This window comes from Roseovarius sp. THAF9, assembly GCF_009363715.1.
Lineage (GTDB): Bacteria > Pseudomonadota > Alphaproteobacteria > Rhodobacterales > Rhodobacteraceae > Roseovarius.
The window spans coordinates 1,432,591-1,444,100 of sequence record NZ_CP045404.1 but is presented as its reverse complement, the minus strand read 5'-3'; the positions used below and the strand labels follow the sequence as shown (position 1 = coordinate 1,444,100).

The 11,510-nt window shown below is 66.2% G+C and carries 10 protein-coding genes; 1 reads left to right on the top strand and 9 read right to left on the bottom strand.

Going from position 1 to position 11,510, the window contains the following annotated elements; genetic code table 11:
• Positions 1–16: 16 nt before the first annotated feature.
• The 3 genes from FIU86_RS07165 to FIU86_RS07155 all read right to left on the bottom strand — a co-directional run bounded on the left by FIU86_RS07165 (position 17) and on the right by FIU86_RS07155 (position 3,337).
• A complete protein-coding gene (locus FIU86_RS07165) occupies positions 17–1,120 on the bottom strand; it encodes a glycosyltransferase (RefSeq protein WP_152474450.1) in 1,104 nt (367 codons plus the stop codon).
• A complete protein-coding gene (ftsW, locus tag FIU86_RS07160) occupies positions 1,117–2,283 on the bottom strand; it encodes a putative lipid II flippase FtsW (RefSeq protein ID WP_152474449.1) in 1,167 nt (388 codons plus the stop codon). Before ftsW ends, FIU86_RS07165 begins: the two co-directional genes overlap by 4 nt.
• A gap of 109 nt (positions 2,284–2,392) precedes the next feature.
• On the bottom strand, positions 2,393–3,337 hold the full coding sequence (locus FIU86_RS07155; protein ID WP_152474448.1) for a phytanoyl-CoA dioxygenase family protein: 945 nt from the start codon (positions 3,335–3,337) through the stop codon (positions 2,393–2,395).
• A 126-nt stretch (positions 3,338–3,463) separates the two neighbouring features.
• On the opposite strand from FIU86_RS07155, the gene FIU86_RS07150 reads away from it, so the two are divergent.
• Complete coding sequence (locus FIU86_RS07150) at positions 3,464–4,645, top strand: NAD(P)/FAD-dependent oxidoreductase (protein ID WP_152474447.1); 1,182 nt, start codon at positions 3,464–3,466, stop codon at positions 4,643–4,645.
• A gap of 90 nt (positions 4,646–4,735) precedes the next feature.
• On the opposite strand, the gene FIU86_RS07145 is transcribed toward FIU86_RS07150, so the two are convergent.
• The 6 genes from FIU86_RS07145 to FIU86_RS07120 all read right to left on the bottom strand — a co-directional run bounded on the left by FIU86_RS07145 (position 4,736) and on the right by FIU86_RS07120 (position 11,491).
• Positions 4,736–5,530, bottom strand: coding sequence for a phytanoyl-CoA dioxygenase family protein (locus FIU86_RS07145; RefSeq protein WP_152474446.1), 795 nt, complete (start codon positions 5,528–5,530; stop codon positions 4,736–4,738).
• Between the two features lie 64 nt (positions 5,531–5,594).
• A complete protein-coding gene (murD, locus tag FIU86_RS07140; protein WP_152474445.1) occupies positions 5,595–6,992 on the bottom strand; it encodes a UDP-N-acetylmuramoyl-L-alanine--D-glutamate ligase in 1,398 nt (465 codons plus the stop codon).
• A gap of 70 nt (positions 6,993–7,062) precedes the next feature.
• Positions 7,063–7,470, bottom strand: a complete 408-nt coding sequence (locus FIU86_RS07135; protein ID WP_216647207.1) for an ACT domain-containing protein — start codon at positions 7,468–7,470, stop codon at positions 7,063–7,065.
• Entirely contained in the window at positions 7,470–8,552 is a 1,083-nt protein-coding gene (gene mraY, locus FIU86_RS07130) for a phospho-N-acetylmuramoyl-pentapeptide-transferase (protein WP_152474444.1), read from the bottom strand. Before mraY ends, FIU86_RS07135 begins: the two co-directional genes overlap by 1 nt.
• Positions 8,553–9,995 (bottom strand): UDP-N-acetylmuramoyl-tripeptide--D-alanyl-D-alanine ligase, encoded by a 1,443-nt coding sequence (murF, locus tag FIU86_RS07125; protein ID WP_152474443.1) that lies wholly within the window; start codon positions 9,993–9,995, stop codon positions 8,553–8,555.
• Complete coding sequence (locus FIU86_RS07120; protein WP_152474442.1) at positions 9,992–11,491, bottom strand: UDP-N-acetylmuramoyl-L-alanyl-D-glutamate--2,6-diaminopimelate ligase; 1,500 nt, start codon at positions 11,489–11,491, stop codon at positions 9,992–9,994. The genes murF and FIU86_RS07120 overlap by 4 nt, the downstream gene beginning before the upstream one ends.
• Positions 11,492–11,510: the final 19 nt, after the last annotated feature.

Genomic DNA, 11,510 nt, shown 5'->3' with positions numbered 1-11,510 from the left:
TCAAAGGAAAGGTCCCTCATGACTGTCTGCTCCGTGCCAGTTCTTCTGTTATATCCGCCAGCGCCTGTGCGGCGTCGGGCATGCCCACGCTCAGCGCCGCCTGTGACATCTGCAATGCGCCATCGGGATTCGTCAGCACCGAGGCTATCTGCTCCGAAAGCGCCTCGACCTCAAGCCGAGATTCCGGGATCACGATCGCGCCGCCGGCCTTGGACAGGCCTTTGGCGTTCGCCGTCTGGTGATCTTCCGTGGCGGCGGCAAAGGGGATCAGGATTGCGGGCCGGCCGATGACCGAGATATCGGCCACGCTGCTCGCCCCCGCCCGGCTGATCACCAATTGCGCCTCTGACATGCGCGCCGGCACGTCGCGGAAAAACGGCTGCACATCGGCATCGATCCCATTTTCGGCATAAAGTGCCGCCACCCGCTCGCCATCCTCATCCCGCGCCTGGTGGCTGACGCGGATGTTGCGCAGCACGTCCATCGGCAGGTTGGCGATCGCAGGCGGCACCACGTCGCTCAGGATGCGCGCGCCCTGGCTGCCGCCGATCACCAGGATCGACATCGGGTAGTCGCCCGGCGGAATATACCCGGCACCCGCGCGCTCATGCACGGCCAGCCGCACCGGGTTGCCCACATGCGTGCCTTCGACACCCTCTGGCAAAGCCGTCGGCCACGTGCCGCACAGCACCTTGTCGACGCGCTTGGCCAAGAGCTTGTTCACCCGCCCCAGCACGCCGTTCTGTTCATGGATCATCCGCGGCCGCCGCAGGATTATCGCCGCAGCCAGCGCCGGGATCGTCGGATAGCCGCCAAAGCCAACCACCACGTCCGGCTTGTCGCGCATCATGCGCAGCGTCGCACCCAGCATCCCGCCCAGAATGTGAAACGGCGCAACCAGCTTGTTGAAAATTCCGCCCCGGGCAAAGGTCGCACTCGCCACCTGCTCGATCTGCACCGAATGCGGAAACCCGCCGGTATAGCGCGCGCCCCTCGGATCGGTCGACAGCTTCACACGCCACCCCCGCCGCAGCATCGCCTCGGCCAGGCTTTGGGCCGGGAACATGTGCCCACCCGTGCCGCCCGCGGCAATGACCAGAAGGGGTTGCCGCTCGCTCATCTCGGACGGCCTCTCAGAATATCGTTGATCTCGCCCTGTGGACGGCTGCGGGTAAAGGCGAACAGCATCCCCACCGCGATGCCGGTGGCGATCAGCGAGGACCCGCCGTAGCTGACAAAGGGCAGCGTCATGCCCTTGGCCGGCAACAGCCGCACGGCCACGCCCATGTTGATCATCGCCTGCACGCCGAACATGGCCACAAGGCCCGTGCCCGCCAGGCGGATGAACGGGTCCCGCTCCCGCATCAGGCGGCTCAACGACCGCACCACGATGCTGCCGTAAAGCGCGATGATCGCCAGCACGAGGATCAGCCCGTATTCCTCGGCCGCCACGGCAATGATAAAATCCGTATGCGCATCGGGCAACGACCATTTGACCGAGCCTTCGCCCACACCCACGCCAAAAAAACCGCCCTCGCGGATCGCGTTGGTGGCAAATCCAAGCTGCGTGTTGGGGTCCACATCGGGGCTCAGAAAGCCATCAATGCGCCGCGCGAAGTGCTCGGAGTTGGAATAGGCCAGCGAGCCCGCGAACACCACGACGCCCGCAATCAACACCAACAACAGGATCGGCGCCCCGGCCACGAAATACATCACACCCCAGCCAAACAGCACAAGGCAGGCCTGCCCGAAATCCGGCTGCATCGCCAGCATCAGCACGATGATCACCGCCAGGACAAAGCTCAGCCGCATCCCCGGCGGGCCGTTGATTTCCTTGCTGGCCGCCATCATCCACGCCGCCACCACCACGAAACCGGGCTTGAGGAACTCCGAGGGTTGCAAGCTGGCAAATCCAAGGCTGTACCACCGCACCGCCCCCTTGCCGAAATCCGTACCGAAGAAAGGCAGCATTGCCAGCGCCGCGAACGCCGCGACAAACCCCAGCACCGCCAGTCGCCGCACCAGAAGCGGGCTCATCATCGACGTCAGCAGCATCACCGCCAGCGCCATGAATCCGAACGCCGCCTGTCGTTTCACGTAATGAAACTGCTCGAACCCATTTTTCTCGGCCAGCGGCACCGAGGCCGCCAACGCCAGCAAAAGCCCGATCCCGAACAGGATCAGCACGCAGGAAATCGACCACTTGTCGAGGGTCCGCCACCATTTGGGGAGGATCGGTTCGCCACCCTGCACGGGGGCCGCACCATACACCATTTCTGTCATTTGAATCCGCCGAACACTGCCTCTTGCCCCTCTTTAGCCGGGGGCGTTCTGTCCAGTATAGCAGCAGTTTTGCCCGGTGGGAAGCGTTCTGCGCCCCACCGGGCCGTCTTCAGCCGGTCAATTTGCCTGAAACGGTCCGGATCGCTTCCGGTGCCTCGCGGTTGGCCAGAAAATCCGGCCGCGGACCACGCGCCGCATAGGGCCGGGTCAGCGCGTTCGACATGGCATTATAGACGAAGAACGCATTGGCCCGCGGATCGGGCGTGATATTCCCGTTCGACCCGTGCAGTGTGTTACACTCAAAAAAGATCACCGTGCCGGTGTCCCCCTGCGCAGAGGCAATGCCGCCTGCCTCCTGCGCCAGCCGGTCTATCGTTCCGGGCTGCGGCACGCCAACCTTCTGCTCTTTCAGCGAGGTCGCGTGGTTGTCCTCGGGCGTCTCGCCCACGCAGCTGATGAACACGTCCTGCGAACCCGGCACCAGCAGCAGTGGGCCATTGTGTGGCCCGTTCGGCGTCAGCAACACCGAGGCCGACACCGCACGCATCCGCGGCATACCGTCCTCGGCATGCCATGTCTCGAAATCCGAATGCCAGTAGAACTCTTTCCCGGCAAACCCCGGTTTGTAGTTCAGCCGCGACTGGTGCAGGTACACTTCGTCGCCCAGAAGGAACTCGGCCACGCCAGCCAGGCGGCGATCGCAGGCCAGACGGCGGAATGCCTTGGAATGCTCGTCGAGACGAAAGACGGTGCGCACCGCGTCGCTGTCGGGTTCGCGGATCAGGTCGTCGTCGGGAATGTCCCCTCCGCCCTCGCGCAGCATGTCGGCGGTCTCGGTCAGCACCTTCAGCTCGTCCGCGTCGAACATGTCCCGGCGCACCAGGTAACCGTTCTCGGCATAATGCTCCGCCTCGTCCTTGCCAATCGGCGCGTCCTCGGACCACTCCGACCACAGGACAGGGTCCTTGCGCGCGCTCAGCCGTTCCTCGCCCGGTACACGGGTCGGATACGCGTCCTGAGCAGTCAGCATATCGTGTCGTGTCTGGATGTTCATGTGACTCCTCCGTTTGTTGGGGTTGCGACACGTCAACACCCCCCGAGCGCGCGGCGTTCCAATGACAGAAACCGTACAAAGCACCACCATCTTGACGCCCGCCCGCCGGTGGGGCACGGGAACGGTATGAACGTCACCACCCTCATCCTCGGCGCCGGCGCCGCCGGCATGATGTGCGCGGCCCATGCCGGGCCGGACACGGTGGTCGTGGATCATGCCAAGGCTCCGGGCGAAAAGATCCGCATCTCCGGCGGTGGCCGCTGCAATTTTACCAACCTGCACACCGCGCCCGGCAATTTCCTTGGGGCAAACCCGCATTTCCACAAATCCGCACTCAGCCGCTACACCCAGTGGGATTTCATCGACCTCGTCGCCCGCCATGGCATCACCTGGCACGAAAAGACGCTGGGCCAGCTTTTCTGCGACGGCAAATCCCCCCAGATCATCCAGATGCTTCGCGACGAGATGGCGGCGGCGGGCGCCGACCTCTGGCTTCAAACCAGCGTTGGCGAGATCACCCACGACGGCACCCGCTTCACCGTCACCCTCGACCGCGAGGGCACACGCCACAGCGTCACCGCGCGCAACCTCGTGCTGGCCACCGGCGGCAAATCGATCCCGGCCATGGGCGCCACCGGCCTCGCCTACGACATCGCCCGCCAGTTCGGCCACACCGTGACCGACACGCGCCCCGCCCTCGTCCCGCTCACGTTTTCAGACAAGCGTTTCGCCCCCATCTCCGGCGTCGCCGCCCCCGCCCGCGTCACCGCGAATGACACCAGCTTCACCGAGGCCGTCCTCTTCACCCATCGCGGCCTCTCCGGGCCTGCCGTTCTGCAAGCCTCGTCCTACTGGCACGAAGGCGCGGCCATCACCCTCGACCTCGACCCCGACGCCACGCTCTATGACACCCTGCGCACCCAGCGCCAGGCCGAAGGCCGCCGCGCCGTCACCACCGAACTTGCCCGCCACCTGCCCGCCCGCTTGGTCGAGCATCTCGCCCCCTCACTGGATCTCACAGGCAATCTCGCCGACCAATCCGACGCGCGCCTCACCCAGATCACCGACGCCCTGCGCCAGTGGCAGCTCAAGCCCACCGGCTCCGAAGGCTACCGCACCGCCGAGGTCACCTTGGGCGGCATCGCCACAGACCGCATCTCATCGAAAACGATGCAAAGCCGCGACGTGCCCGGCCTCTACATGATCGGCGAGGCCGTTGACGTCACCGGCTGGCTCGGCGGCTACAACTTCCAATGGGCGTGGTCCTCGGGCTGGGCGGCTGGAACCGCCATCGCCGCGACCACCTGACGCCCTCACGCTTTCACTGTTACAGAAATTTTCCGAGGAGCGCGAGGGACTGGCCCCTCGCTGACTCCACACTCGAAGCGATACCGACCCTCACAACAGCCGCGGAAATTCCGGCCCGTCCAGCGGATCACCATGCGCCAGCGTTACCCCCTCGAACGGCGGCGATGTCGTGATCCCCTCGCGCCGCGCGAAGGTGGCGTCATCCCCCACCAGCCGCAGCGAGAATGCCCGCCGCTGCGCCGTGGCCGAGTTGTTCGCCGGTGCCCCGTGTACAGTGCGGTAATCGAACGCCACCGCGTCGCCCGGCTCCAGCGCCCAACCGATGATGTCATAGGCGTCGCGGTCGCCGTCGATATCCGGCAGCGCCTCCAGCCCGTCATTCTCGTTCAGCGCCGTGCCGTCGAACCGCTGCGGCCGGAAATACTTGCCCCACAGGTGCGATCCGGCGACGAACTCCAGCGTCCGCTCTCGCGGCACCGCGTCCATCGGGATCCAGATGCTGACCGTCTGCGTGGCATTCAGACAGTAATAGGGCAGATCCTGGTGCCAAGGCGTCGGCATCCCGGTCTTCGGCGTCTTGACGATCACGTGCTCATGAAACAGCCGCACCGTCTTGCTGCCCATCAGCTCGGCACCGATCTGCGCGGCAGGCGAATTTTCGATGAACGCGCGATACTGCGGAATGCGGTTCCAATTACAGTAATCCGACAAGAACCGCCCGCCCTCGTCGGTGCGGTAGTCCCGTGCATTGGGCGCCGGATGGTCCAGGTTGTAATCCACCCCCGCCCGCAGCACCTCCATCCAGTCGTCGAACACGCCCCGCAGCACCGTCGCGCCCCTGGCGCGGAACGCCGCAACGGTTTCGGCCTTCAACAGATCCGCCATGCCAGCCTCTTCCATGAAACTTGGCTCATGCTGACATGCCGCCCCGCCTTTGCCAAGCGCGCCGCTACAGCCGCGCCTTGACCTCCGCGATGAAATCCTCGCCACGCCGCTCAAAGCTGTCATACTGGTCGAAACTCGCCGCCGCCGGGGCCAGCAGCACAATCTCGCCCGGCTGCGCATCCTCCATCGCCCGCATCACCGCATGGCTCATCGTCGTGCAGACCTCCGCATCGACACCGTCGAGTTGCAGCGCAAACCCCGCCGCCTCGCGCCCGATAACATAGGCCTTCGCGACATTGGGCAGACCGTCCTTCAGCCCGGCCAACCCGCCCTCTTTCTCCAGCCCGCCACAGATCCAGCGGATCCGGTCGAACGCCAAAAGCGCCATCAGCGCCGCATCCACATTCGTCGCCTTGCTGTCGTTGACGAACTGCACGCCATCCTTCTCGGCCACCAGCTGGCTGCGATGCGGCAGGCCGGCAAAGCTCTGCATCGCGGCCTCGATCACCTTGGGGTTCAACCCCAGCGTCCGGCACGCGGCAAAGGCGCAACAGGCGTTCTGGTGGTTATGCGCCCCCGGCAGGCCCTTGATCCGGCGCAGGTCGATCGACGCCACCTGCCGCGCCTTGCGGTATTCCGACAGGAAGCCCTTGCGGGCAAAGACCTGCCATCCCGGCCCGGTCAGTTTGCGGTCCACCGACACCCGGATCACCCGGTCATCGCCCGGCCCTTCCGCCAGTTGCCCGGCCAGGAACAGCCCCTCCGGCTCGTCCACGCCGATCACGGCGCGATCCGGTCCGCCCTCTGCAAACAGCCGCCGCTTGGCCGCGAAATAGCCGCCCAGCCCGCCATGCCGGTCCAGATGATCGGGGCTGAGGTTGGTGAATACCGCCACATCCGGCGTCAGCGCCCGGGCCAGCTCGGTCTGATAGCTGCTCAGCTCCAGCACCACCACGCCGCCATCCCCCGGCGGGTCGATATCCAGCACGCCGCGCCCGATATTTCCGGCCAGCTGCGCCGCGCGCCCTGCCTCCTGCAATATGTGGTGGATCAGCGCCGAGGTCGTCGATTTTCCGTTCGAGCCGGTCACGGCGATCACCCGCGGCGGGGTATCAAAACTGTCCCAATCCTTCGTGGCCAGCGACTGAAAGAACAGGCCGATATCGTTGTCCACCGGCACGCCCGCCTCCTGGGCTGCGGCCACGACCTTGTTCGGCTCGGGGTAAAGATGCGGAATGCCCGGGCTTACAATCAAGCTGCCCACATCGGCAAAATCCGCGGCCGACCGGAATGGCCGGATGTCGAAGCCTTCCTCCGCCGCGCCTTCCCGCGCCGCCGGGTTGTCGTCCCAGCACAGCACGTCCGCGCCGCCCGCCTTCAGCGCCCGCGCCGCCGACAGGCCCGACCGCCCCAGGCCCAGCACCGCCACGCATTGCCCTTCCACTCCCCGAACCGGAATCACGCCGCACGCCTCCTGACTGGTCTTTGCTCTTCGCTACCCGATCCCGTGCCCCTTGGCCAGAATCCCGCGATCACTCGGCGCCCTGCGCCACATCCCGAAGGACCGCCACCGCGTCTTCGGCCAATTCCTCGGGCACGAAGACATGATCGTGATGATAGGCCGCCACCACGTTGCAGGGGATAAGCGCACCGGCCAGCGCCGTCGCCACCGCCGCCGTCAGCCCGACCCCGTCGAGCGCAGAATGCACCGACAGAGTGATCCGGCTCATCGGCATTTCCACCGCAAAGCCGAGGTCCCGCGCCACCTCGTCGGGCAGGATCAGCGAGGTTCCATCCTCCTCGCCAAACACCGCCAGCGCATGAGGCCGCGCCCGCGCCGCCAGCTCGCGGTCATCGGTCGTGCAGAAATGCCATGTCTCGGGGTCGCGCACCGGCGCCATGCCCTTGATCATACCCTGAGTGTCGCGGACCTTGTCCATCACCGCACCTTCAGCGTCGCCAGCCCGATCATCGCGAGGATGATCGCGATGATCCAGAACCGGATCACGATCTGCGGCTCGGCCCAGCCCTTTTTCTCGTAGTGATGGTGGATCGGCGCCATCAGGAAGACCCGCTTGCCGGTCCGCTTGAAATAGAACACCTGGATGATGACCGACAGCGCCTCGACCACGAAGATGCCGCCGACGATACCCAGCACGATCTCGTGCTTCGCCGCCACCGCGATAGCCCCCAGCGCGCCGCCCAAAGCCAGCGATCCGGTGTCGCCCATGAAGACGGCGGCGGGCGGCGCATTATACCACAGAAACCCGAGGCCACCCCCGGCCAGCCCCGTCACGAAGACCAGGATTTCCCCCGTCCCCGGCACGTAATGCACGTCCAGGTACTCGGTGAAGTCGACCCTTCCCACCGCATAGGCGATGATCCCCAGCGTCACGGCGGCGATCATCACCGGCATGATCGCCAGCCCGTCGAGGCCGTCGGTCAGGTTCACCGCATTGGCCGCCCCCACGATCACGAACATCGCGAAGGGGATGAAGAACAGCCCCATGTTGATCAGCGTGTCCTTGAACACCGGCAACGCCAGTTGGTACTGCAACTCGCTTGGGTGATACATGCTGGCCCAATAGGCCGCGATCCCGGCGATCAGAAAGCCCAGCCCCAGCCGCACCTTGCCCGGGACCCCCTTGTGGTTCTGCTTGCTGACCTTGGCATAGTCGTCCCAGAACCCGATCAGGCCGAACGACATGGTCACGAACAGCACCAGCCACACGAACGGGTTGTCCAGCCGTGCCCAGAACAGGGTCGAGGTCAGCAGCGCACCCACGATCAGCAAACCGCCCATGGTGGGCGTGCCCGACTTCGCCAGGTGCCCCTCGGGGCCGTCATCGCGAATGGGCTGGCCCTTGCCCTGGGTCTTGCGCAGCACGTTGATCAGCGGCTTGCCGAAGATGAAACCGAAAACCAGCGCCGTCAGGAACGCCCCGCCCGACCGGAAGGTGATATAGCGAAAGAGGTTGAAGACATCGCCGCCATCCGACAATTCGGTTAACCAGTAGAGCATTCAAACGTCCTCTTTTTCCGCGACGGCCTGCGCCAACCTGCGCAGCGCGGTGACAACTTCGCTCACGTAGCTGCCTTTCGACCCCTTCACCAGGATCACGTCGCCCGCATCCACCAGACGGTGCGCCTCGCCCGCAAGCTCCGCGGCGGTTTCCGTCCAGCGGCCCCTTTGGGCCTCCGGCAACGCCTCGTAAAGCGTTTTCATGCGCGGGCCGACACAATGGATGACCTGCACGTCCCCGACGAAAGGCAGGTCGGCAATCTCGCGATGCATCCGCGCCTCGTCGGGGCCCAGTTCCAGCATGTCGCCCAGAATTGCGATCCTGCGCCCCGCAGCCACCCGGCCGATGTCATCTTTCACACGGGCAGCCGCCAAAACTTCCAGCGCCGCCGCCATCGAGGTCGGGTTTGCGTTGAACGCGTCGTCGATCAGTTCGATCGACATCGCCTCCTCGACCGCGTCCAGAACCAGCACCTCGCGCGTGCCGCGCCCCTCGAAGGGGCGCCAAAGACCAAGGTCGCAGATCGCCACGTCGCGGTCCGCCCCCATCGCCTCGGCCGCCGCGATCACCGCCAGCGCGTTCAGCGCAAAATGCCGCCCGGGCGTGCCGACCTTGAACAGGATGTCTTCGCCCCCGGCCACCGCCTTGCCCACCGTGGCGGCGTCATGCACCGTCACGTCGGTCAGCCGCAACTCGGCCTCATCCGACGTGCCGAACCGCACGACCGTGTCCGCCTTGCCCTTCGCGACCCGAAACAGGATATCCGCCGTGCCCACATCGGCGTTGATCACCGCCGTGCCGCCCGGCTCCAAGCCGTCGAAGATCGCGGCCTTCTCGTGCGCGATCCCCTCGATATTCTCGAACGCCTCCAGATGCGCCGCGGCGATGGTGGTGATCAGCGCCACATGAGGGCGCGCCATCACGGCCAGCGGAGAAATCTCGCCGGGGTGGTTCATCCCGATCTCGATCACCGCGAACTCGGTGTCGCGCGGCATCCGTGCCAGCGTTAGCGGCACGCCCCAGTGGTTGTTGTAACTGGCCTCGGCGGCATGGGTCCGCCCCTGCCCCTTGAGCGCGGCGCGCATCATCTCCTTGGTCGAGGTCTTGCCCACAGACCCGGTGATCGCCACTATTTTCGCGTCAGTGCGCGCGCGACCCGCCCGGCCCAGATCCTCCAACGCCGGCAGAACGTCGTCCACGATCAAGAGCGGCGCATCCTCGTCTACGCCCCCGGGAACGCGCGAAACCAGCGCCGCCGCCGCGCCCTTTTCCAGCGCCTGCGCCACGAAGTCATGCCCGTCGCGCACGTCTTTCAGCGCCACGAACAGGTCGCCCGGCTGCAACGTCCGCGTGTCGATCGACACACCCGTCGCGGTCCAATCGCAGGTGCTGCGCCCGCCCGTGGCTGCCGCGGCCTCCCGCGCTGTCCACAACTCGCTCACGCCACGCCCCCGTCCAGAGCCGAGACCGCAACGCTGGCCTGTTCGCAATCGTCAAATGGAAAAACGTCATCACCCACAACCTGCCCCGTCTCGTGCCCCTTGCCGCAAATGAGCAGCGCATCGCCCGGCCCCAGCATGTCGACACCGCGCAATATCGCTTCGGCCCGGTCGCCCACTTCGATGGCCCGGTCCTCGCCCCCCGCGGCGCGTACGCCCTCCATCACGGCGGCGCGAATGTCGCCCGGCGCCTCGCTGCGCGGGTTGTCGTCGGTCACGATCACCGCGTCGGCATTCTCCGCCGCCGCGCGCCCCATCAGGGGCCGCTTGCCCCGGTCCCGGTCGCCGCCCGCGCCCACGATGGCCACCATCCGGCCCAGCACATGCGGGCGCAGCGCGTAAAGCGCGGTCGACACCGCCTCGGGCGTATGCGCGTAATCCACGAACACCGCCGCCCCGCTGGAGCGCGTCGCCGCCAGCTGCATTCGGCCCCGCACTGTGCGCATCACCGGCAGCGTCGCGAACACCCGGTCCGGGTCCGCCCCTGCGCCGATGGCCAGCCCCGCGGCCAGCATCACGTTGTCGGTCTGAAAGCCGCCGATCAGGTTCAACTCCACCTGATGCACCTGCCCCCGCCAGGAAAACCGCAAAGTCTGACCGGTGGGCGAAAACACCCGGTTCAGGATCCGCAGGTCCGCCCCTTCGGCCCGGCCCACGGCCAGCACATCCTGACCACGACCATAGGCCACGTCAGCCATGCCGGGGCCGCGCGGATCATCGACGTTGATCACCGCCACGCCGTCCTCGGGCAGCACCCGCTCGAACAGGCCCGCCTTGGCGTTGAAATAGTCGTCAAAGTCGGCGTGGTAATCCAGGTGATCCTGGCTGAGATTCGTAAACCCCGCCGCCACCAGCCGCACTCCATCCAGCCTGCGTTGCGCCAGCCCATGGCTCGACGCTTCCATCGCGGCATGGGTGATGCCCTGCGCCTCGGCCTCGGCCAGAACCCGGTGCAGCGTGATCGGCTCGGGCGTCGTATGCGCCAGCGGTGCCTCCCACGCGCCTTCGACGCCCGTGGTGCCAAGGTTCACGGCCTCCAGCCCCAGCGCCATCCAGATCTGCCGCGTGAAACTCGCCACCGATGTCTTGCCGTTTGTCCCCGTGACAGCCACCATCGTCTCGGGCTGCGCGCCGAACCACAGGGCCGCCGCGAAAGACAGCGTCTGGCGCGGGTCCTCGGCCACAACTAGGGCGGCGTCACTTGCGGCCAGCTCTTCGGCGGCCAGCGCCACGCCTTCGGGGTCGGTCAGGATCGCCCCCGCCCCCATCCGCAGCGCGTAGGAAATGAATTCGCCACCATGCACGCGGCTGCCGGGCAGCGCGGCGAACAGGAACCCGTCCTTCACGTCGCGACTGTCCACCGCCAGCCCGGTGATCTCGGCCCGCCGGCCCCCTTGGGCGGTCAGGCCCAGCTCTGCCAAGGATTTGCTCTGCCCCACGCCTCTGGCCTTTGTCTCA

Coding starts and splice junctions, on each gene's coding strand:
- mraY (WP_152474444.1), bottom strand. CDS start 8,552: ATGCTCTACTGGTTAACCGAATTGTCGGATGGCGGCGATGTCTTCAAC.
- FIU86_RS07150 (WP_152474447.1), top strand. CDS start 3,464: ATGAACGTCACCACCCTCATCCTCGGCGCCGGCGCCGCCGGCATGATG.
- FIU86_RS07155 (WP_152474448.1), bottom strand. CDS start 3,337: ATGAACATCCAGACACGACACGATATGCTGACTGCTCAGGACGCGTAT.
- FIU86_RS07145 (WP_152474446.1), bottom strand. CDS start 5,530: ATGGCGGATCTGTTGAAGGCCGAAACCGTTGCGGCGTTCCGCGCCAGG.
- ftsW (WP_152474449.1), bottom strand. CDS start 2,283: ATGACAGAAATGGTGTATGGTGCGGCCCCCGTGCAGGGTGGCGAACCG.
- FIU86_RS07165 (WP_152474450.1), bottom strand. CDS start 1,120: ATGAGCGAGCGGCAACCCCTTCTGGTCATTGCCGCGGGCGGCACGGGT.
- FIU86_RS07135 (WP_216647207.1), bottom strand. CDS start 7,470: ATGGACAAGGTCCGCGACACTCAGGGTATGATCAAGGGCATGGCGCCG.